Below are 19,636 nucleotides of genomic sequence, written 5' to 3'. Positions count from 1 at the left end.
CCATGTCAGTATCATTGATGCAAAAAGTATTGGGCGACGACTGGCAACAATTGCCGGAAGTGATTCAAAGACATTATCAAATCAGCGGCGGCCAACAAAGCCGGTTAGTGGGTACGATGGAGATAGGCTATCCAATTTACCTGTTTCCATTAATCTGGGTGATTCATTTATTCGGTGGATTGTTGCTGTGGCGCGGGCAGGCGGCGCAAGCCGAAGTGGACAAGGCCGCCAACGGCGAATGGTTGCACTGGCACCGGACGATGACTTACGCGGACGGTAAAACCGACTGCTTCAGTTCGCGGATGAGTTATGCGACTGACCACGAGTTAGTCGAACTAATAGGCTTTGGCTTTGGTTTGCGCTTGAACGTCAGCGTCCAAGACGGCGAGTTGCGCTATCGCAGTAATGGTCATTTCTGGCAATGCGGTCCACTCCGCCTGAACATCCCGGATTGCTTATTGGTGGGTTCGGCAAGCATCAGCGAACGTGCAATTTCTGAGGACGAGTTCTATCTGGACTTCAGCATCCGCCATCCCTGGTGGGGTGTCAATTATTACTACCGAGGTAACTTTCGCTATCGCTGATAAGTTTATAGGCGGGAAGGGCGGCTAAAGACCAGGATACAAATGGTGCTCTTCCCAGGCGTGATGTGCGGCGTGCATATCCATCAGGCCTCGGTGTTCCAGTTTTTGCAAACAATCCAGAATAATCGCGGATTGATCGGAAAAGGCGGTCAAGGTGGGGGTTAAATCGGCCATCGAGCCACCGCTGTTGACGATCTCGATTAGCTGACCACCGAGGCTATGGAATTTCTGATGCGGCAGTTCGATTGCGTCGAAATCGGCACAGCCGCGGAAGTGTTGACCGGCGCCGTAATACCACTTGCCCAGCCGACAGTCGTGATAGTCCAGCGGCAGTTGGTAGGCGTTACGGTCCAGGGTATGGTGCGGGTTGGCGGCGATGCGGACGATGTCGCTGACCAATCTTTTCCGCCACTGGATATGGTCGACGATGGCCATATGGATCAAGCCGATCGGCAAGCCGGACCAACGCAAATCCTGCTCGATGAAATAAATAAAATCACTCAACGGCAATGGCCGGCTCAGCCAATAACCTTGCACCTTGGTGCAGCCGGATTCCAACAGCATTTGATACTGAAGATCGGACTCCACGCCTTCTGCGACGATGCCAATGTCCAGCTCGTGCGCCATGCGGATCGAGGTTTCGGCAATCGTTTGATTTTTGGGGGTGTCTAGCATGCGGTTGACGATGCTGCGGTCGAGTTTGATGGTGGTAAACGGCCAGTGGCTTAGGGTTTCCAGGGTTGCATAACCGGTGCCGTAATCGTCCATCGCCAGGCCGATGCCCGCTTCGCACAGCGATTGAATATGTTTTTTTACGGACGGACTGGCGTTAAGCACAGTGGTTTCGGTAATTTCGATTTGTAGATTTTTGGGCGGAATATGCAACTGTTCCACGGTTTCCAGGACCATTTTGCTGAACCGGTCATCGGCAAAATCCTGAGCTGTCGCATTGAAGGAGGTCACCAGCTCACTATCTATATCCGAGAAAATCAACAAATCGCGCGCCAACTTGCTGAACATCCGGTAAGTGATGTCGCGGATTTGGCCCGACTGTTCCGCTTGTGGAATAAAGCTATCGGGCTGGATGACACTGCCATCGGGTTTCAACCAACGAATCAAGGCTTCCGCACCAATGACCTTGCCGGTGATTAACGATACTTTAGGTTGGTAATAGTAAACAAACTCGTCTTTATCCAGTCCGTCTAAAATGCTTTGTTCGTTTATTACAAATTCAGTCATATCTAAAATATCTTGTTGCCATGTGAGTCCTCGACGATCATATGACTGATCACGACAATCAAGCAAATCAATAGCTGTATTTAGTTCGTGGAGTGCGCATTATTTGTGCAACGGAGTGGCTGGCTAAAGATTGTGTTTCCGACCAACAAAACCGGTGAGCCCTAAATTGAGCATCAGGAGAGTTAACTTATGAACGATCAATCAGGCATCCAATGGCCGGAGCATTACCATCCGCAAAATTGCCCGGTGCATGTGCGCAACGAACTGGATATGGCGGCTCAACCGGAACGGGTTTGGGCCTGGTTGGTGCGGGCGCCATTGTGGCCGAGTTGGTACGTCAATTCGGCCAATCTGCGTATCCTGGAAGGTGCCGGTGAGGTGCTTGAGCCGGGCACACGGTTTCGTTGGAAAACGTTTGGCGTCACCATTACCTCCACCGTATTGGAGTATGTACCAAATGAACGACTGGCTTGGGACGCCAAGGGTATAGGCGTCGACGCCTACCACGCCTGGCTGTTACGACCAAGCGCGAAAGGTTGCGATGTACTTACCGAAGAAACCCAACATGGCTGGCTGGCGCGTCTTGGCCAACTGTTTTTACCAAAGCGGATGTCCAAATATCACCAGATTTGGTTGGAGTCATTGCAGGACAAGGCTTTGTCGGGATTTCCGGATAGCGATTGAGATCGTCCGCGCGGGAACGACGGGCCATACCTAATTCGAGTTTTCTATTTATCCCACTTCCGCTACCAAACTGGGGTAATCGGTATAGCCAATTTTCGGGTCTTGGCCTGCAGCACCATAAAAAGTTTCAGGGTGGTAAGGATTTAAAGGCACATTCAGTTGCAGGCGGCGAACTAAATCGGGATTGGCAATGTAGTCCTTCCCAAACGAGACGGCATCCGCTTCGCCGGCGGCAATGACTTGCTGCGCGGTTTCCCGATTGAAACCTTCGTTGGCTATCAGCACACCGCCGAAGTGTTTTTTCAACTGAGGACTGATACGGTTTTCTCCGAGTGATTCGCGGGTAAAAATGAAGGCGATGCCGCGTTTACCTAATTGCTCCGCAAGGTAACCAAAAGTGTGCAGAGGATCGGAATCGCCCATGGTATGCGAATCCCCCCTGGGGGCGAGATGCACACCCACACGACCGGCACCCCATACCGAAATGGCTGCATCGGTCACTTCCAACATCAAACGAGCACGGTTTTCCACCGAGCCGCCGTAAGCATCGGTTCTTTTATTGGTGCTGTCCTGCAAAAACTGGTCTAACAGATAGCCATTGGCGCCGTGAATCTCCACGCCGTCAAAACCGGCACGTTTGGCGTTTTCCGCGCCTTGGCGGTAAGTCTCGACAATGCCGGGAATTTCGCTGATATCCAAGGCTCTGGGTGTCACATAGTCCCGCATCGGCCGCAGCAGGCTGACATGCCCCAAGGGCGCAATCGCACTGGGCGCGACGGGCAACTCGCCGTTTAGGTAATCCGGATGAGACACCCGGCCAACGTGCCAGAGTTGCAGAAACATCCGTCCGCCGGCGGCGTGAACCGCTTGGGTCACCTTAGCCCAGCCCGCCACGTGCTCATCCGACCAAATGCCGGGAGTGTCGGGATAGCCCACGCCTTGCGCGGACACGCTGGTGGCCTCGCTCAAAATCAGCCCGGCATCCGCTCTCTGCGCGTAGTATTCGGCCATCAACTCGTTAGGGACGCGGCCGGCACTGGCCCGGCAACGCGTCAAAGGCGCCAGCACGATTCGGTTCGGTAAATTGATGTCCCCTACTTTGATGGGCTCAAACAGGTTGCTCATGTGGTCTCCCTATTAAATGCAATTATTAGCTGTTTTACCTTACAACACGCTATCCAGCCAGGTATTTTATGGAAATATCAAATCATGAGGAACCATCGATTAATAGCTGGCACCCAAAAATTCGGCTTAAGAATAATCGTCAGTTAAGAGATGTTTAAGCCTGAGAGAGAACAATCAGCCGCAACTGAAGATCCCGGATAAGGAGGGTTTATGTTCAGGCTGACCACACTATTAGCAATCATTTTGCTCTTTTCGAGCGCAACATTTGCGGACGACGGAGACTGGGGCAATAGACGCCATCATAACTATCGGCGGGATAGTTATGGGTATAGCTATAACAACCCGTATTATCGGACATACGCGCCGCCGCCCGCAGTGGGCTATTATCAGGCCCCGGCAGACTATTACAGGTTGCCGCCAGTAAGAGGATTTGTCTACCAACAACCCATCCGTGCACCGCGTTGTGACCGGAATATCCGGCGAGGTTGGTAGTCGTGAACATTAGAATACGCTTGGCGCTGATCTTTTTGAGTCTGACGATGTTGAGCGGCTGTGTGGCTTACGCGCCCTATGCCGATTCCTATCCGGCGACGTATACGCCGTATGGTTACGGTAGCTATGGCTATAGTTACGGCTATTCAGCGCCGGTTGTACCGGTACCCATGTATCGCGGCGGATGGGGATATGGAGGCCATAGAGGCTATGGCGGCCATCACGGTCGCGGGCATTTCGGTCACCACGGACATCATTAAGCTGAGTTTCGGCCAAGTGGCACGTGACATTATGTCGCATTCTCGGCATTAGCAAACGCTGATACTATAGTGACTATTGCAGAGATGTTCAGCGCAATAACTTCCTCCCTCAATCCGGCCTCGTGTCGGAATTTTTTTGCCTAAAAAATTTGCTTCTACACGTGCTGCAGGTCTGTGAACCCATTAATCAGAAGGCGTTTTTTGTCTGAGCGGATCGAGTAGAGGTTTCAAGCCGTTGTGATCCATCTCCTGCATCAATGCCAATAGCCTACCTAGTTCGCCACCCGGAAACCCCTCTCGCGCAAACCAGTTGAGGTAGTGCCCGGGCAGATCGGCGATGACGCGACCCTTGTATTTGCCGTTAGGCATCGGAACGCTAAGCAACTTTTGTAAATCTTCGGGTTTCATTGATAAGTTTCCGTAACTATTCAGCGCTAAGCTCGATCCGTCGCCTGATGCAGAAGGTAGGTTTAGGAGAGTGAGAACAGAGTATTTAACCTATTTATTAACCCGGTCCTTAAATTCCCAGGCTTCGTCATTCCCGCGAAGGCGGGAATCCAGTATAGCCGTTGGGCTCCCGCCTTCGCGGGAGCGATGATATTTAAGGGTCGGGTTAATAATTTCTTCCCCATGACCTGCTAAGGTTAAATGCGGTGCGTTGTTCCAGTAACGCTCCTGATCAGACTTGAATTGACAGGAGGTTGCACAATATAGCGAAATGGTCTTCAAACAGCTCTTCTTCCAACGCAGGCAGCTGCGTGATCGGTACCCAAGCCACGCTTTCAAGATCGTCAGCAGCTTTTATCTCAGGCCAAGTTTTATCAAGCCAAGGTGTTCCCAACGCAAAGTGATGCGCATGGGTGATTACCCGGCCGCGGCATGATCTTCTCGGGTGGGAAAAGACCTTAACGTGTTGCAGACAATCTCGCAAAGCGTCATCCGGCACATTCAGACTGGTTTCTTCCTTTAATTCGCGGATCGCACCTTGTAGCAATGATTCGCGTTTTTCCAGAAAGCCACCCGGTATGGCCCACAGTCCTTTACCCGGAAAATGCTTGCGCTTGCCCAGCAACACATGATTATTGACAGTGACCACCGCATCGACGGTGGTGGCAATGATATCCCAAGGAATCCCGGCGTAGACTTGATTCGCTTGATCGATTTTAGTGTATTCGGCTTTTAGTACGGCGTACTCGGGACTATTTGACCAATCATTTAGAAATTCCCTCACCGGCATCGAAATGCGATTGGCGATGCTTGCCAACCCAGTCTCCGCATTTTCTGCCGCAAACAGCTGGTTACGCAACGCCGTAGCATTGATGTCAAACTTTGACTCTATCTCCACCATCGACCAATCCGGAAAGTTATCCAGATAATAACTGGTGTCGTCTTTTTTAAAGCCTACCAACACGATCCGGTCGGCGTCGAAAACACAAGCGCTAACCTGCCGCCTGACATCGGCATTCCAAAGCATATCGTCGTAATAATCCCGCACCGGCAAAAACCGCAGACGGGCTTGATCGCCCTCCGCGAGAGTGGCTGTGATCATGGCCGCCCGCTCGGTCCATTTAAACGGATTGCGGATGTTTCTGGACTGAAACGATGAACCGACTATCACCAGCACCTCATCGGCGATTTCCAGTGCCCGGCTGGTGAGTTGCTCGTGACCCTTGTGATAGATTTGGTAACGGCCAATCACAATGGCTTTTTGGTACTTGGTCATCGCGTTTACCCTTAGTGCTTGGCCGCAATCGGCATTTGCCGGCCGGCGCCGAACGCTCTGGGCCGCACCCGAATAATCGGCGGCGCCTGCCGGCGTTTGTACTCGTTGCGCGCGATCATGCCGACGATGCGTTGGTACACCGCTTCGCCGGCTGCGGTGGCTCGATAGCCCGCCACAAAGTCATGGGCTTGCTGGTATTCATGTTCAGCCAGTTGCTTGCCTTCGATGAGCAGTTTCAAGATTTCATCCAGCACCTCATAAGGCGGCAAGCTATCGGTGTCTTTCTGATCGGGCGCCAATTCGGCCGAGGGTGGTTTAGTCAAAATCGCTGCGGGAATGATCTCGCGGTTGGCGCGCTGATTAATATAGGCCGATAAGCGATACACCTCGGTTTTGTAAAGGTCGCCGATCAGGCCCAAGCCGCCGTTGGTGTCACCATACAGCGTGCAATAACCGACCGATATTTCACTTTTGTTGCCGGTGGTCAGTACCATCGCGCCGGAGTGGTTGGAGTACGCCATCAGGATGGTGCCGCGCAGGCGGGCCTGCAAATTTTCCAGGCTCAAGCCGCGCAATTCGTCGGTAAAACTGCTTTGAAATTGCGTGCCAAAATCATTCACCAGCGTCTTGATCGGGTAGCTGTAAAGCGGCACGCCCAAGGCATCGCAGAGCAGTTGCGAATCGCTCACCGAACCACTGCTCGAAAATGCCGACGGCATCGTGATGGCGATGACATTCTCCGGCCCCAAGGCCTCGGCGGCAATCGCGATCGTCAATGCAGAATCGATGCCCCCCGACGAACCCACCACGACTTGCTTGAAGCCGCAACGCCGCACATAGTCGCGTAAGCCCAACACAATATGTTGCAGAATAAATTCCTGATCGTTATCGATTTGGTGTTCGACAAACTGCGCAGCAGGTTGAAATCCGCCCTCTACAAAACCCAACGTGTCTATCACGGTTTGGAAAGCCGGCCATTCGAGTGCGATCTCGCCGTTGGCATTCACCGCAAACGAAGCGCCGTCGAACACAATGCTGTCTTGTCCGCCGACTTGATTAACGTAAAGTATCGGCAACGCGTGTCGGTGTGCCGCACCGCAAATCACTTTGTGCCGCTGTGCGCGCTTACCGATATTGGACGGGCTGGCATTAATGCTGACCACAAAATCCGGGCGAGCCTCAGCAAGTGCTTCGTAAGGATTAACCGGATAATCGTCGGCATTGTCGTTCCAGCCGTCTTCGCAAATCATCAGACCAACTTTGTAGCGGTCGATATCGATGCTCACAGCGCCCTGTTGACCCGGTTCAAAGTGACGGCGCTCGTCGAAAACATTGTAAGTAGGCAGCAACTGCTTGTGATATTCGGCAATTATTTCGCCGTTATGTATCGCAAGCAGCGCGTTATACAACGGCTTGCCTGGGCCGGTGGATGTCTTAGGCATGCCGACAATGGCGGTGATCTCCGGATATTGTCTCGAGAATGTGGTCAGTTCCGCCAGAGCTTCGTATGCTTTGCGAATAAACGCCGATTCGTTCAACAGATCGCCAGGGTAATAGCCGCATAAGGACAATTCCGGAAATACCAAAAGTTGCGCCTGTTGCTCGCCGGCTTTTTGGAACGCGTCTTTCGCAATCTCGAGATTGCCGGCAAAATCGCCAACCATCGGATTGATTTGGGCGATGGCGACGGTCAAGGCATTACATGTAGACATAAAGTTTCCTATGCAGAATTTAGGCGTAGTGATTAAAAATCTGCCGCAAATAGGCGATAAAGGTTTGGTCATTACATAAGGTTTTGCCAGGAGCGTCGGACAATTTCGCGACCGGGTCGCCGTTACAGCGCACCAGCTTCATCACAATATTCAATGGTTTGGGGCCGCCCAAGTCGTTGGTTAAGTGGGTGCCTATGCCAAAGCCCAACTGAATGCGATCAGCAAAATGATCATAGAGCCCAATCGCCTTGGGTATATCCAGGCCATCGGAAAACACCAGGCGTTTGCTGTGCGGATTGATGCGTAGTTTTTGATAATGGGCGATGGCTTTTTCGCCCCAAACCACCGGGTCGCCGGAATCGTGTCGCAGGCCGTCAAACAGCTTGGCAAAATACAAATCAAAATCGCGCAGAAAAGCATCCATGCCAATGGTGTCGGTCAACGCCACCCCCAGGTCGCCGCGAAACTCCTGCGCCCAATCTTCCAAGGCCATGCGCTGAAACTCGCGTAGCCGCACCACATGGGCTTGATAAGATTGCAGATACTCGTGCGCCATGGTGCCGATAGGTGTTAAACCGAATTGTTTGGCCAGATAGACGTTGGACGTGCCTTTGAACAAGCTGGGCACTTCGGCTTGAAACGTGCGCACGACTTCTTCTTGCCAACTACCCCAAGCGCGCCGGCGCAAACCAAAATCGAAAATCTCAAAGGCATGGGTTTTTGAGGGTTGCTTGGCAAAGACTTTCAGGGTAGCCAATTTCTCCTGCAAACGGCGCCGGCCTTCCGCCAGCAACGCCGCCTGGTCGAAGCGACGAAAATACAATTCAGAGACGATGTACAAACAAAATATCTCGAAATTCATCACATGCACTTGCGGACCCTGGGCTTGAATTCTTAGGGTGTCGCCTTCGGCAAATACCTTGATGTATTTGCTTCTAAACCGAAATAAGGACAGGAACTCGATGAAATCCGGCTTCAAGTAACGCAGCCTGGCCAAATACGCCAGTTCGTCATCCGCGAATTGCAAGGAACAGAGGTGATCCAGTTCTTGTTTGACATCGCCCAGCAATTCAGCCAGCGGATATTCCGGCGTACTCCGGCAGATAAAATCGTATTCGGCGCTGGCCTCCGGGCGTTTATGCAGCATGGTTTGCCACATCGGAAATTTGTATAAATCGTTTTCCAGCAGGCTTTTGACGATAGCAGTCATGAGCATTCCTTAATATTGAGTGTTTGCGGGGACGAGTTCTAAGGCAATTTCGGCGCTGGTCGCCAGACGAATGCCCTGGGCACGCAGCTCGGTAAAAAATTGCTCGACTGCCGCTTCGAATCCACTCACCGGACTCATGCAGTCAGTCAGAATCACCAGTTTGTGTTTTAGCCCGGCAGCGCCGAACTGCAAGATGTCGTTAATCGTTTCCTTGACGCAATGACTGCTGGCTTGGCCAGCGATCAATAAACGATCCGACCGAGCGAGCATTTCCAGCACGGCCAGATTCAACTGCGTGGCCTGATCGGTAGGATCGGGGATGACGGCCTTTAACGCGGAAAAACTTTCCGTCCAAATGTTTTCGCCTTTTTGCACAAAGGTAACGGGCTTGGAGGTCCGGGTTTCCCAGTCGCTCAAGGCCTGTGCCAATTCAGCATTAAGATTGTGTCCCTGTGTGCCGATTAGACAATGCGGCGGCCACAGTATAAAAGGCCGTTGCATCTGTTCCAGTTGTTGCAGGTAGTTTAGAACATAGTCGTTTTGCTCGGATGTCACTTCTGCTGCGGCCAGCCGATAGCGCCTAGCTATAAAATTAGCGGTTGTGACCAAAGAAAACGGCGGCGGCGCTGTGCCTTGTTCAGTTAGCCAAGACGTGTTGTGCGCTAGATCAATCATATGGTGACTATCGAGCGTGGCAAGCACCCCGCCAATGCCTGATCCAACCTGGTTAATTAGCTGCGCCAGTCTCAGGCAATCCTGATAAGCACCGGGCACGGGTAAAGCCGGCACATAAGCCTCGGTGGAGTAATCGCAAAAATCGTTTTGCGCATCGATGATCAGTAACTGAGTATTTGGCATGGGCTTTAACCTGAAACAATATTTGATGTGGGCTTAGATTAACCCAGTTAGTTTCAAGTTGCAACTAACAAAAATATTTCACGACCCGCTTTTTATAGAGGTATTGATAGAATTGTTTATAATCCTTTACTAAGTACGATCTCTAGCATCGCCCAACTGAATATTGATATGCCCGAGCCAATTATTTCAACCGTCGATATCGTCTTGCTGATCATCAAAGACGATCGCTTGTGTGTCACGCTGTCCAAGCGCGACAAAGAACCTTATGTAAACCAGGAAGCCTTGCCTGGCGGTTATATCCATGCTCAAGACGATAGAGATTGCCTGGACGCTGCGGTGCGCATCCTGCAACAGAAAACCGGCTTGCTACCGCCCTATTTAGAGCAACTGAAAACTTTTGCCGGCGCCGCGCGAGATCCGCGCGGCTGGTCGATTTCGGTGGTGCATTTTGCCTTGGTCGATGCCGATTTGATCCTGTCCGCAACCAATCCGGGTCTGACGATTTGGCCGGTGGATGCCTTGCGGCGCTTACCGTTTGACCATAACGAGATCATAGCCACCGCTGTGGAGCGGATTCGCAACAAGTCGCAGTATTCCTCCTTGCCTTGTTATTTGGCGGGGGAAACCTTTAGCCTGCCAAGATTGCAGAAGATTTACGAGGCCTGCTTGGGCGAAACCTTGAACAAAGTCAGTTTCCGACGAAAAATGGACGAACTAGGCGTGTTGGAAACAGTAGCTGGGCAGACCGAATCAGCCGGTGCGCATCGGCCGGCGCAGCTATATCGGCTGAAAAGCGAATTTAAAAATCAGTTAAAACTATTGGTGCGCGGACTATAGCGCTCGATCTTTTAGCTTAGTGCCGGCCTGTTACAGAATCGTTTTTTTGCATCAAACCATCCAGCGTCAAACCACAACTCGGCGCAAAGGCCTGCATAAAAAACACCACTTCCGGCTGCTGCAATTCATGAATATTTTTAGCCAGTTGCTCGGCGGCCATTTCAAACTCGGTATTGCCGGCCTTGAGTTCGGCTTGGCATTTTAGGTAAGCGGAAATTTTATCGGCCGCTTTGATAATTTGCTGATGAGCCTCCGGCAGGCTTTCGTGTTGAATAAATGATCGAAAATCCTCGCGCAAGGCGTCCGGCAACAAGTTCAACAGCTCGGTTTCGGCCTGTTGTTCGATTTGCTTATACGCGCCGAGTATCGCCGGCGAATGGTATTTGATCGGCGTCGGCAAATCGCCGGTGATTACTTCCGTCACATCATGATACAGCGCAGCGGTTGCTATGGCATTGGCGTCGACTTGACCATCAAAATAGCGATTTTTGATCAACGCTAGGGTATGTGCGATCACCGCCACCTCCCAGCTGTGCTCCATGACATTTTCTTCATGGGCGTTGCGCTTCAAGCCCCAACGCTTGATCCAGCGCAAGCGCGATAGGTAGGCATAAAAACTGCTGCTAATGGCTGGCATCAATGATCGCTGTAAGTTGTCGTGCAAACATTGCGTTCATCGCAATGCACGGTCTTTTTGATGGTCGTTGGCTTTTTAACCGCTTGATTGGCAGCCACAGTCTCCAGGCTGGTCATGGACTGATTCGCGGGTCTGTTACCGGTTTGATTATTGGCTACCAAGGTCAGCGTATTGCCGGTTTGTGTCATCTGGAAATATTTTAAAGTATTCATCCCAATCAACACTTCATCCAGATGATCGTTGATGTGCGCATCGAGATTTTTGATGACGGCACTACCCAAAACCAGGCTAGTGATTTGAGTCGCGCGATCCGCTACTTTGCCGCCGGCGGTATTCGATTGCACCACCCCGCCAAAGGGCAAACCGGCTTGGATTGCCATCCTGCTCGGAATCACGGTTTTGGTAGCACCAGTATCGATCAGAAAAGGCATGGGCACGTTATTGACCAGCACCGTGCCGCGAAAATGACCTTGCGGGTCGGTTTCCAAGACAACGCCGCCGGCTTTGGTGGAAATCAGATTAGATTGCGGCTGGACTTGCGGAGCACTAGCGACCGGTAGCGGTATATCCGTCTGCCTTTTGGCCTGTTGGAACGTCAAAAAGGCATCGGCGCCGAACCACAGTGCGGCAATGGTTAAGACCGGAAACAACAGATAACGCGCACTGCTGGTTGTTTTTACCTGACGACGCGGGGTCTTCTGATTGACAACAAAATCGGGACTGTTGCCTGGCGACGCCTGTTTATATTTTTCCCGGTAGTAGTCGCGGTCCTGTATACCCATGTTCTGTCCCGATAATCTGCGTTTAGCGAAAAACTCGTAACATTTTCAGCTACGCGCCGATTATTACCTAAAACACCTCATGCCGGTGAACGTGAACTGGAAAAACGCGTATCGTTTCAGGGAAAACAACTACTCGCAGCTAAAAACAGGATCCGACATCATCGTAAATTGGATGCCCAACCCCCGGAAACTTGAAAGATCAACCATGGCCATTCCAGGCGTTTTAAAACTGGGTTTCGCTTAGCTCAACCCAGTCCTATGCCAATCAATCCGCTGGTTACGAGAAATACAACTCGCGCAATTCGCTCTTCGAGGCGGCGCTTAACTCTTTGCCATCGCTTTTGCGGATGACCGTGTACACACCTTTACCCAAAACGATTTCCTCACCATCGCTGGCAAAGCCGACGACATTATGATTGGCATCGAAAGGAATACGGTGCAGACCGCCGTTATGGCTGTTGAAGTCGGCAATAATGCCCATATGCGGCGGGTTTTTTACTGAATCCCACCAAGGCAATTTGCCGGCATCCTGCGCCCAGGTTTCGCTCAGGGCTTCCGGCGGCAGGCAACGCTCGACCAAGTATTGGCCGATTACAGCAAATTGCATACGGGCGATTTTCTCGGGTTCGGTGCCCACCATATCCCGAGTTTCAAGAATATCGCCGCTCAGAAAGGCATTGCTTGCAGAAACGACGCGGTTCCAGATGCCGTCAAGATTTTTGTGTTCAAACATTTTATTCCCCTTAGTCAATTTGATTTTGGACAGGCATCAACAGCCAAGCAAAATCATGACCAAGTTCCACGGATTGCAATATCGGGAAATAACTGTTTGTTTTTAAATGCTTAAAGACGCTCTGATTAAGCCCTTCGACAGGCTCAAGGCGAACCGTATGTTATTGATTCCGCTCGTGGTGAGCTTATCGAACCACTTGTGCCCTGAGGGTATGAGCGTAATCAACTTGTTTAGAGTTTCCTTATGCATAGAAAGCCAGCACTTTCCTGGTAACCCCAAAACCCGCAAAAAAGCAGCCTAACCCAGGGAATGCTTAACAACAGTCCGACAATTTATCGAATTCCCGACAAAAACGCTCTGGATCATAAGGTTAATCGTAGCGAAAAAGTGTCCAAAGCCTGACGCGTTTTTCATGCCAACGATCAATAATCAGATTTATAGCTACCAGCGACCGCGATGGTGATTCTCAAACCGTGGCATTTGCTGCGGTTGCGGTGGGTAGACGAAACCCCTTACAGGTGGCAAACCGTAATAATCGGCTGGAGCCTGATAGCCTGTCGGAGGCTGATGAATGTAGCCGCGATAACCACCCTGGTAGCCTTGATAGCCTTGGTTACTTTGATAGTCTTGATAATCCCGATCCTGGTTATAGTCATTCCGGTAATCGTCTCGGCGATTGTATTGCCGCTGTTCGGGTTGCTGTTGGTATTGTCGCTGCTGCGGCTGTTGACGCGGTATATAGACCCAGTCATCCTGATCGCCAAAAGCCGTGCCTGACAAAAACCAGCCAAATACCAAAATCATTGAATGCCTGACCATAAATCCTCCTGAGTGGGATTCTTCAGCGTTAGCACATTATCGCTCCTCTTGGATCAAAGAGCACTTAGAGCTTGGATTATTCAATTACATCGCTTGCGATTATCCATCTATGGTCGTCAGTTTCATCGCAGTTGGAAATAAGCTTCTTACGAACACAAAAAAGGCCTCTACCGTAATCAGCGATAGAGGCCATAGAGTGTCGCGACCAGGAGGAGCCGCTAAGAGGTCACACAAAAACTATATATGAGCGGGTATAGCCAAATTCAAGTTGCTGGCTAAGGACGCAGTACCAAACAAGAGCGTGGACAGGATAAATTGACCAGACATAAAGCTCAGCATGCCAATGACAAAAAACATTCCGGTCATCGCGTCTCTGTATAAGCTTTTTGAAGTATTCATCTGGTTCACCTTTTCTGTGTTTAGTTGCTTTGCAAGCACGACTTCACTATAAACCCATCCATAAAATAAACAATTAGGTGTTTATTGTTTTATTTGTTTCTTTATTAGAAACTATTTGAAGGGGCATTTGGGAGAAACGCGGGGCAGTATCGGGAGAATCAGCAATTTTGCTGATGTCGCGCAGCAGGTGCGAGTCCGAGTTTATTCATTGTCTCCGGCCAATGCAGTGTCGACTGCCCGCAAAATGTAGTCGTTGTTACGAATATCCCGTGCGAGCGCTACGATCTCTTCATAGGCATAATTGTGCAAATTGAAACTCATCTTGTCGATGCGATTGTCATCAATGAATATATCGAGTACCAACAGCACAGAGTTGTCGTACTGATCAGTGTTATCAAGCACCTTAACGCCGGCCACGATTCTCATGTGTTCATCGATGGCATTGATGTATCGCAACGACGATAAATGCTCGATTTGTTCGGGAGTTAGTACATTGTTTTTGGTCATCATGAATCTTAAATATAGGCTGGAGCGCTTGTGGTTTAATTGAGAGCGTTCGTTCCAAAAAGCTTGGCTTCAAATACCAGGCAAATGCTCCAACACGGATTATTGGGAATCGTACAACCAACAAACTTCATGCCAGATTTGTCGGCACAACTTGGTGGATGCTGAAATAGGGCCGTTACCGGAATTTTACCTATCAAAAAGCTATCCCTAAGCTAACCCGCTCGCCAACGTTTGGACTAAAGCCCGATTTAACCGTGCCGTTTTATTGGTGTGCTACTTGCTTGCTTAGTAAAAACTCATATCCAAAGGGCTATTTTTGTAGTGTTTACCTCAAATCATCCCACAATTGTTACTGACTCCTGGCCGACATCCGACCAGCAGAACCGCTGTGTCAGCACCTTGCCCAGTGGTCATTGTCACGGCGAAGACGAGGAGATATCCCTTGGATGACAAGTCTGCGGATGATGAAGAATGGGTCATCTGGAATGGCGCGCTCGGCCTCGTCACCACGGTGGTAATTCAGCGGGTCGAAGCGAGTGCTGGCGGTAGAATCGCCTGGCTGGAGGAACCCTTCGACATGGTCGGCCCTTTCAGCTTCGACGCGCTATACACGCACGGTCGAATCGCCTACGCCGCCTGTATCGTTATGTCGCGCCAGAGATGGCAAGACGACCAAGTGGAACTACGGCGGGAGTCCCTCAAAATACGCCGTGCGGCAGAGCAACGCATAAACGAAAAATTTGAGCGTCTCTATAGCGGCCAGCACCGGCATCAATTCAACCACAAACCATTGGACGAACAGCGTCACCGTCAGATACTAAATCTGCCAATCGATGGAACGCTAGAATCATCCCAGATTAAAACCGCTTTTCGACGGCTGGCCCAAAAGGCCCATCCCGATGCCGGCGGCAGCAACGAACAGTTCATTCGCATAACGGAAGCGCGCAACGCATTACTTGCGCACATCTAGGATTGCTACCCGCAATCTCGATTTGCGCTGAAGATATTGCCAAATTCAAAGTACCGGTCACTTTGGCGAGGTTTTGTGATGGTCATCGTAAAAGCTCACGGTGCGCAACTAACGACCAGTTCATCACTGTATTGACCCACTTCCCTATCTTTCAACACATAAACCGCCGTATAACGGCGCAGCTCAGGCTTTCCGGCAACCAATAGTGCACGGTTATCCACATAGCGGGTTTGGGTGTCGCGGGCTAGAAACATAAATTCGCTTTCATTCTCCCGTTGGGAATAGATATTGATGCCGTCACTTTTGAATTTTTGAAAACTCAATACCACATTCCCGCCGGTCTGATCGGCAGCCTTCAGCACCGGTTTGGCATCGGTTAAGTCCGTATTGATTTCCGCGCCGACGATACCCAGCAGACTACCCAATGCTTCCGTATAACCGGGGTGAGCTTTGATGCGCCGTGCCAACGCTCTTACCTTATTCTCGAATTGGCCGCGGTAAGCCTGTTTATCGGCGGTCGCATGATGCGCGGCCGCGGCGGCGATATTGGCGGCCGATACCTTGACATGCAATTCTTGGTTCTCGGTATTGCAAGCGGCAATATCCTCGTCGGATAAACCCAACTGGGTTTTCAACGCAGCAAGATTGACGATAAACCGGTCATGCCACATCAACAAATCGCCATCGGGGCGGGGGAAATAATCTGCTTTAGCCATCAGTGTGCTCCTTATAAATCAACGATAAACAAGCCACGCAGCGGCCAACAGGCCGAATCGCCGGCGTAAGTATTGGAATAAATCGAAGGGAATGACTAGCGTTAGAACTATGTCGCCAAAGAGTATAGATAAGCTATCAACTTACACAAGTGCGGCTAAATGTCGCGCGTTTGGATATTAAAACCGGCCGAGGGCATAGCCATAGGCTTTAATGCAACTTCCGAAGCATCCGTGCGGGTTGCCGACCACCGCGAAGGCATTCCAAACAGTCCCGGCGGCATATAAAAATCTCTGGAAGGCATATCCAAATGTCCGGAACGCACCTTCGCAAACCTGGAAGGCACCCCGGCAGGTTCGAAGGCGCAGCCAAAAGACGCGAAGGCACCGCCGGACTTGTTGTGGATACAGCCGAGAGTTTTTTATACGCCGCCGGCTTGGGCTTATATGCGGTCGCGGCCAAAGGGAGTGCGTTCAAGCCGATTTTATGCCGCAATTTCTGAGGGTCTCGCCGATTTTGACTGGTAAGCTTGGCTCATAAATTAATCGTGAGCCACAAGAAAACACCTTTTATTACAATCGCTTATTTTTATATAGCGACCACTTGGCGCAGTCGTTTGGCTCAGTCTTGCCAGATAGAACCAATTTTGAGCCAAATGACCGGAGCTGGGAAAGTGCACCGATCCTATTCCGTCTTGACTAAAACTTGCTGTCCTAATCCCAGGGTTAAATACCACTCTAATGTGTGACGCATAATACCTGTCGTCTACTACGCTCAGAGCGACTAGACCTTGGACTTGCAACGCTTCGGCGTAAACCTCCATGGCATTTTGTCTGTCACGAGCCAGAGAATAAAACTTGCCCGGAGTATCGATGGCACATTGTTGTTAGCTTTTCTAAGGTTAGCATCGTAAATTCATAAAAATGGGGTGAGTCGGGATGGGCTTATCATGATTTTGTCTATACAATAACCTCATGAGATTGACTTTTGATCCCGCCAAAAACGCCCGAAATATCCAGGAACGCGGTTTGCCTTTCACTATGGTCGAAAACTTCGATTGGCAACATGCCTTGATCATGGAAGACACCCGCCAGGATTATGGCGAACGGCGCTTCAGAGCATTCGGCAAGATTGAAGACCGTCTTTTTGCCGTGGTGTTTACACCCCGTGACGATGCCCTGCATATCATCAGTTTTAGAAAAACGAATAAACGAGAGGAAAAACGCTATGGCCAATCGAATTAACCCCGCTTCGCTCGACGATGATAACCCGGAATGGACAGAACAAGACTTTGGCCGCGCTCGTCCGGCATCAGAGGTGCTACCGGAACTTTTTGGTGCGGAAATGGCAGCTGAAATGCTAAAACCCAAAGGCGGCAGGCCACGCAAGGCTAATCCCAAAGTATTTACTGCCATTCGTTTGGATGCCGATATTGTCGAGGCTTTCAAGGCAACCGGGAGTGGCTGGCAAACCCGCATTAATGACGCCCTGAAAACATGGTTGAAAGAACACCCGGAAAATAGAACGGGCTGAAGATTTGGCTCGTTCCCACGCGCCCGTGGTAACCCCGCACTTGTCCGCGACGCGGTTGAACTCCAAAGTTACAAAAATATAATGAATGCTTTCAACTTTTGTTTACAAACAATCTAAGACTTTATTTTGTCTACATTCATGTAAACTAGATCAACAATCGTAAGTTTGAAACCAATTATGGTGACTGTTCTTCGATAAATCTCTGTAAAATTCTCGCCGATGGATAGCTAGACATTGATGCTATTCCGTTTGCAAGTTCAACTGGAAACAGAGCTCCCTCAAACTTATGGCTAACAAGACTTGGGATAGTAGCAATGATGCGCTGCAGTCCAATTAGTTGCTCCTTGGTTGGCATCGAAGCATCGGCTAGATAATCTCCCGTTGGTATGTTCAATACCATGTATGTGCCCGGATCAATCTTGAGGTAGACCTTCTCACCCCAATTTGTTCGCTTACCGTAAGGATTGGCAAGATCCGGAGAGCGATGAACTTCCCGACGGACAAACTCATGCGACAGCACGGCAAACGAAGGCGATTGATCTCGTTCATGTGGCTGCGCAAAGCGAACTATAGATGCCAAATGATCGAAAAAGGCACCGCTTTTCTCCTGACCTATTACATGAACTGACCTAGAGGTATCTTTCGCATGCTGTAAAAAGTCTCGAATGTTTGGGACTAACTTCGAGTACTGACTTCTCAACGTCAGTGGGCCGTCCTTGATAAACAGAGTATCTGTGACAAGACTTTTGTCCGTGTGTCCCCAAAGCACGCGAATTGCCGTGAAAAGCATCAGGGTTTCCATGATCAACATGTAGGCAGATGCCACTGAATCGGGGGCACTTTCCTCATCCATATCTAGATGAAATCCGATCATATCGGTCAAGAAGACTGTCTTTGTACAGTTTGGGCATACCCCCTCGTCTGCGTCGTTTGGTAACCCCTGAACAATATCTTCATGGCAGTGGGGGCATTGAAATCCAGGCGAATTAGATATATTGGCCTTATCCCATTTCTTGTAGGCAATCCATTTCAGAGTTTCATAGAAGGCGCCGCCCTCGTCAATCTTCATCGAATCGCGAACTATATGCCTTACCGCATCATAGTTGGTGCCAAGTTCTGTTCTGACGTTTTTCAATGGAAAAACAGTGGCGTGGAAGACTGCGCTTCCCGTTAGGACATCTTGTAGCAATAGTGGATGAGGGTGGTCTTTATCAATGGCTTCGAGACGGACCCGATCAACAGCCAACAAGGCAGTTTTAACGAATGCAACTTCTCGCGGAGGTTTTTGTTCTGATTGAATAGAAACAAACGAGCCGTCAACTGCCCAAACATTTCGTAGCGGTATTGCACCCTCAGCATTGTAGGTCTCCCAAAGCGTATTAGTTGGATCCTGTTCGTCATGCTTTGCAGCCTCGAACTCATTCACTAGTGCGCGTACCCAATCACTTTGGATAACTGCTAAATGGCCGAGTTTTGAGGCTGATTCCCCTGGCAATCTTGCTCCGGCTGAATATGGCATAGCAATACTCCCTAAGATGCGGTAGCTTCAAACCGATGTGCTTGAACCGGTATAACGAAACGATGTGACATAGTCAGCATTCGCATATAACCAGGGGTTTTAGCCCGAAGGATATCCTCCTCTATCCCAGAAAACGCTATCTGAACTCGAGAAAGACTCTTTGTCTCGTCCTGACTTGAAAGATGACCAACAAAGAAATTTTCAGTTTGCGCAAGAAGTTCGCTATTTATAGTGGATGGCGACTGCGTTGAGTACACCATGCCTATGTGGAATTTTGCTCCCTCTTTCGCAAACCTAGT

General features: G+C 50.3%; 23 protein-coding genes. 8 read left to right on the top strand and 15 right to left on the bottom strand.

Features of this window, described 5'->3' with window-relative positions; all coding sequences use genetic code 11:
* Positions 1-2: 2 nt before the first annotated feature.
* Positions 3-584, top strand: coding sequence for a DUF4166 domain-containing protein (locus NP589_RS10930; protein WP_256607009.1), 582 nt, complete (start codon positions 3-5; stop codon positions 582-584).
* A gap of 24 nt (positions 585-608) precedes the next feature.
* Here the strand turns inward: NP589_RS10930 and NP589_RS10925 are convergent, their stop codons facing one another.
* The gene (locus tag NP589_RS10925) at positions 609-1,823 is read right to left on the bottom strand and encodes an EAL domain-containing protein (RefSeq protein WP_256607008.1); all 1,215 of its coding nucleotides are present in this window, start codon (positions 1,821-1,823) and stop codon (positions 609-611) included.
* Positions 1,824-2,012: 189 nt separating this feature from the next.
* On the opposite strand from NP589_RS10925, the gene NP589_RS10920 reads away from it, so the two are divergent.
* Positions 2,013-2,507 carry an SRPBCC domain-containing protein gene (locus NP589_RS10920; protein ID WP_256607007.1) on the top strand — a complete coding sequence of 165 codons (495 nt, stop codon included), beginning with the start codon at positions 2,013-2,015 and terminating at the stop codon, positions 2,505-2,507.
* A gap of 48 nt (positions 2,508-2,555) precedes the next feature.
* Here the strand turns inward: NP589_RS10920 and NP589_RS10915 are convergent, their stop codons facing one another.
* A complete protein-coding gene (locus tag NP589_RS10915) occupies positions 2,556-3,632 on the bottom strand; it encodes an alkene reductase (protein ID WP_256607006.1) in 1,077 nt (358 codons plus the stop codon).
* A gap of 494 nt (positions 3,633-4,126) precedes the next feature.
* Between NP589_RS10915 and NP589_RS10910 the strand changes: the two genes are divergently transcribed.
* On the top strand, positions 4,127-4,384 hold the full coding sequence (locus NP589_RS10910; RefSeq protein WP_256607005.1) for a hypothetical protein: 258 nt from the start codon (positions 4,127-4,129) through the stop codon (positions 4,382-4,384).
* A 183-nt stretch (positions 4,385-4,567) separates the two neighbouring features.
* Here the strand turns inward: NP589_RS10910 and NP589_RS10905 are convergent, their stop codons facing one another.
* From NP589_RS10905 to NP589_RS10885, 5 genes are all read right to left on the bottom strand, one after another.
* Positions 4,568-4,792, bottom strand: coding sequence for a DUF3820 family protein (locus NP589_RS10905; RefSeq protein ID WP_256607004.1), 225 nt, complete (start codon positions 4,790-4,792; stop codon positions 4,568-4,570).
* Positions 4,793-5,063: 271 nt separating this feature from the next.
* On the bottom strand, positions 5,064-6,107 hold the full coding sequence (locus NP589_RS10900) for a bifunctional nicotinamide-nucleotide adenylyltransferase/Nudix hydroxylase (protein ID WP_256607003.1): 1,044 nt from the start codon (positions 6,105-6,107) through the stop codon (positions 5,064-5,066).
* 11 nt (positions 6,108-6,118) lie between these two features.
* Positions 6,119-7,819: an NAD+ synthase gene (locus tag NP589_RS10895; RefSeq protein WP_256607002.1), complete on the bottom strand. Its 1,701-nt coding sequence runs from the start codon at positions 7,817-7,819 to the stop codon at positions 6,119-6,121.
* Positions 7,820-7,838: 19 nt separating this feature from the next.
* Positions 7,839-9,029 carry a nicotinate phosphoribosyltransferase gene (pncB, locus tag NP589_RS10890; RefSeq protein WP_256607001.1) on the bottom strand — a complete coding sequence of 397 codons (1,191 nt, stop codon included), beginning with the start codon at positions 9,027-9,029 and terminating at the stop codon, positions 7,839-7,841.
* 9 nt (positions 9,030-9,038) lie between these two features.
* Complete coding sequence (locus tag NP589_RS10885; RefSeq protein ID WP_256607000.1) at positions 9,039-9,887, bottom strand: cysteine hydrolase family protein; 849 nt, start codon at positions 9,885-9,887, stop codon at positions 9,039-9,041.
* Positions 9,888-10,055: 168 nt separating this feature from the next.
* Here NP589_RS10885 and NP589_RS10880 point away from each other — a divergent pair, with 168 nt between their 5' ends.
* The gene (locus tag NP589_RS10880; protein ID WP_256606999.1) at positions 10,056-10,724 is read left to right on the top strand and encodes an NUDIX hydrolase; all 669 of its coding nucleotides are present in this window, start codon (positions 10,056-10,058) and stop codon (positions 10,722-10,724) included.
* A 16-nt stretch (positions 10,725-10,740) separates the two neighbouring features.
* On the opposite strand, the gene yfbR is transcribed toward NP589_RS10880, so the two are convergent.
* The 5 genes from yfbR to NP589_RS10855 form a co-directional block, all read right to left on the bottom strand.
* Complete coding sequence (yfbR, locus tag NP589_RS10875) at positions 10,741-11,361, bottom strand: 5'-deoxynucleotidase (protein WP_256606998.1); 621 nt, start codon at positions 11,359-11,361, stop codon at positions 10,741-10,743.
* Entirely contained in the window at positions 11,361-12,143 is a 783-nt protein-coding gene (locus tag NP589_RS10870) for a retropepsin-like aspartic protease family protein (protein ID WP_256606997.1), read from the bottom strand. The genes yfbR and NP589_RS10870 overlap by 1 nt, the downstream gene beginning before the upstream one ends.
* 277 nt (positions 12,144-12,420) lie before the next feature.
* On the bottom strand, positions 12,421-12,876 hold the full coding sequence (locus NP589_RS10865) for a hypothetical protein (protein ID WP_256606996.1): 456 nt from the start codon (positions 12,874-12,876) through the stop codon (positions 12,421-12,423).
* A 441-nt stretch (positions 12,877-13,317) separates the two neighbouring features.
* A complete protein-coding gene (locus NP589_RS10860) occupies positions 13,318-13,695 on the bottom strand; it encodes a hypothetical protein (protein WP_256606995.1) in 378 nt (125 codons plus the stop codon).
* Between the two features lie 600 nt (positions 13,696-14,295).
* The gene (locus NP589_RS10855) at positions 14,296-14,604 is read right to left on the bottom strand and encodes a hypothetical protein (protein WP_256606994.1); all 309 of its coding nucleotides are present in this window, start codon (positions 14,602-14,604) and stop codon (positions 14,296-14,298) included.
* Between the two features lie 439 nt (positions 14,605-15,043).
* On the opposite strand from NP589_RS10855, the gene NP589_RS10850 reads away from it, so the two are divergent.
* Complete coding sequence (locus NP589_RS10850) at positions 15,044-15,571, top strand: DnaJ domain-containing protein (RefSeq protein WP_256606993.1); 528 nt, start codon at positions 15,044-15,046, stop codon at positions 15,569-15,571.
* 95 nt (positions 15,572-15,666) lie between these two features.
* On the opposite strand, the gene NP589_RS10845 is transcribed toward NP589_RS10850, so the two are convergent.
* Positions 15,667-16,287: a hypothetical protein gene (locus NP589_RS10845; protein ID WP_256606992.1), complete on the bottom strand. Its 621-nt coding sequence runs from the start codon at positions 16,285-16,287 to the stop codon at positions 15,667-15,669.
* 159 nt (positions 16,288-16,446) lie between these two features.
* Here NP589_RS10845 and NP589_RS10840 point away from each other — a divergent pair, with 159 nt between their 5' ends.
* The 3 genes from NP589_RS10840 to NP589_RS10830 all read left to right on the top strand — a co-directional run bounded on the left by NP589_RS10840 (position 16,447) and on the right by NP589_RS10830 (position 17,818).
* A complete protein-coding gene (locus NP589_RS10840) occupies positions 16,447-16,572 on the top strand; it encodes a hypothetical protein (protein ID WP_256606991.1) in 126 nt (41 codons plus the stop codon).
* Positions 16,573-17,259: 687 nt separating this feature from the next.
* Positions 17,260-17,529 carry a BrnT family toxin gene (locus tag NP589_RS10835; RefSeq protein WP_256606990.1) on the top strand — a complete coding sequence of 90 codons (270 nt, stop codon included), beginning with the start codon at positions 17,260-17,262 and terminating at the stop codon, positions 17,527-17,529.
* Positions 17,513-17,818: a BrnA antitoxin family protein gene (locus NP589_RS10830; protein ID WP_256606989.1), complete on the top strand. Its 306-nt coding sequence runs from the start codon at positions 17,513-17,515 to the stop codon at positions 17,816-17,818. The genes NP589_RS10835 and NP589_RS10830 overlap by 17 nt, the downstream gene beginning before the upstream one ends.
* A 175-nt stretch (positions 17,819-17,993) precedes the next feature.
* Here the strand turns inward: NP589_RS10830 and NP589_RS10825 are convergent, their stop codons facing one another.
* On the bottom strand, positions 17,994-19,337 hold the full coding sequence (locus NP589_RS10825) for a hypothetical protein (RefSeq protein WP_256606988.1): 1,344 nt from the start codon (positions 19,335-19,337) through the stop codon (positions 17,994-17,996).
* Positions 19,338-19,348: 11 nt separating this feature from the next.
* A partial coding sequence (locus NP589_RS10820) for a hypothetical protein (protein WP_371929667.1) occupies positions 19,349-19,636 on the bottom strand: 288 nt, incomplete at its 5' end.

It is taken from the genome of Methylomonas rosea (assembly GCF_024505055.1).
In the GTDB taxonomy this organism is placed as follows: Bacteria; Pseudomonadota; Gammaproteobacteria; order Methylococcales; family Methylomonadaceae; genus Methylomonas; species Methylomonas rosea.
This window is presented reverse-complemented; position numbering and strand designations above follow the sequence as displayed.

Coding starts and splice junctions, on each gene's coding strand:
- pncB (WP_256607001.1), bottom strand. CDS start 9,029: ATGACTGCTATCGTCAAAAGCCTGCTGGAAAACGATTTATACAAATTT.
- NP589_RS10845 (WP_256606992.1), bottom strand. CDS start 16,287: ATGGCTAAAGCAGATTATTTCCCCCGCCCCGATGGCGATTTGTTGATG.
- NP589_RS10925 (WP_256607008.1), bottom strand. CDS start 1,823: ATGACTGAATTTGTAATAAACGAACAAAGCATTTTAGACGGACTGGAT.
- NP589_RS10855 (WP_256606994.1), bottom strand. CDS start 14,604: ATGATGACCAAAAACAATGTACTAACTCCCGAACAAATCGAGCATTTA.
- NP589_RS10840 (WP_256606991.1), top strand. CDS start 16,447: ATGTCGCGCGTTTGGATATTAAAACCGGCCGAGGGCATAGCCATAGGC.
- NP589_RS10830 (WP_256606989.1), top strand. CDS start 17,513: ATGGCCAATCGAATTAACCCCGCTTCGCTCGACGATGATAACCCGGAA.
- NP589_RS10930 (WP_256607009.1), top strand. CDS start 3: ATGTCAGTATCATTGATGCAAAAAGTATTGGGCGACGACTGGCAACAA.
- NP589_RS10860 (WP_256606995.1), bottom strand. CDS start 13,695: ATGGTCAGGCATTCAATGATTTTGGTATTTGGCTGGTTTTTGTCAGGC.
- NP589_RS10880 (WP_256606999.1), top strand. CDS start 10,056: ATGCCCGAGCCAATTATTTCAACCGTCGATATCGTCTTGCTGATCATC.
- NP589_RS10865 (WP_256606996.1), bottom strand. CDS start 12,876: ATGTTTGAACACAAAAATCTTGACGGCATCTGGAACCGCGTCGTTTCT.
- NP589_RS10885 (WP_256607000.1), bottom strand. CDS start 9,887: ATGCCAAATACTCAGTTACTGATCATCGATGCGCAAAACGATTTTTGC.
- NP589_RS10895 (WP_256607002.1), bottom strand. CDS start 7,819: ATGTCTACATGTAATGCCTTGACCGTCGCCATCGCCCAAATCAATCCG.
- NP589_RS10920 (WP_256607007.1), top strand. CDS start 2,013: ATGAACGATCAATCAGGCATCCAATGGCCGGAGCATTACCATCCGCAA.
- NP589_RS10905 (WP_256607004.1), bottom strand. CDS start 4,792: ATGAAACCCGAAGATTTACAAAAGTTGCTTAGCGTTCCGATGCCTAAC.
- NP589_RS10870 (WP_256606997.1), bottom strand. CDS start 12,143: ATGGGTATACAGGACCGCGACTACTACCGGGAAAAATATAAACAGGCG.
- NP589_RS10825 (WP_256606988.1), bottom strand. CDS start 19,337: ATGCCATATTCAGCCGGAGCAAGATTGCCAGGGGAATCAGCCTCAAAA.
- NP589_RS10915 (WP_256607006.1), bottom strand. CDS start 3,632: ATGAGCAACCTGTTTGAGCCCATCAAAGTAGGGGACATCAATTTACCG.
- NP589_RS10835 (WP_256606990.1), top strand. CDS start 17,260: ATGAGATTGACTTTTGATCCCGCCAAAAACGCCCGAAATATCCAGGAA.
- NP589_RS10900 (WP_256607003.1), bottom strand. CDS start 6,107: ATGACCAAGTACCAAAAAGCCATTGTGATTGGCCGTTACCAAATCTAT.
- yfbR (WP_256606998.1), bottom strand. CDS start 11,361: ATGCCAGCCATTAGCAGCAGTTTTTATGCCTACCTATCGCGCTTGCGC.